This window comes from Staphylococcus sp. GDX8P80P, assembly GCF_017893095.1.
Taxonomy (GTDB): domain Bacteria; phylum Bacillota; class Bacilli; order Staphylococcales; family Staphylococcaceae; genus Staphylococcus; species Staphylococcus borealis.
Window position 1 is genome coordinate 1 of record NZ_JAESMI010000174.1, and the last position, 449, is coordinate 449.

Annotated in this window: 1 protein-coding gene; it reads right to left on the reverse strand. The window is 33.2% G+C overall.

Annotated elements, in window-relative coordinates:
- Positions 1-71 precede the first annotated feature (71 nt).
- Positions 72-449: IS30 family transposase (locus tag KA858_RS12035; RefSeq protein ID WP_210135805.1), on the reverse strand; the 378-nt coding region annotated here is incomplete at its 5' end.

Genomic DNA, 449 nt, shown 5'->3' on the forward strand with positions numbered 1-449 from the left:
CAAAATCGATTAGAACGCTACCCTGACGATTACTGTCACCTACCTAAAAGGTTAGTATATATGTTGAGTTGTCAATTTAAGTGCAACAACTCAGAATTTAAAATTTCATAAGATGTTTTCCAATTAAGACACTTTCTAGGACGATGGTTTATAGACTTTAAAGCATAATCCAACTCTTCTTGTGTTACCTTTGCAAAGTCTGTTTTCTTAGGGAAAAATTCTCTAAGTAATCCATTAGAATTTTCATTAGTTCCACGCTGCCAAGCAGAATATGGGTCAGCAAAATAGATATCGACCTCAAATTGAGATTCAATATTTTTGTAACATGAAAACTCTTTACCACGATCTACAGTAATCGTTTTTACAGCGTTGTTAGGCAAAGATGAAATAAGTTGTTTTATAGCTACTTCCATTGATTTAGAAGAACGGTCAGGCATTAGAAAACAAAT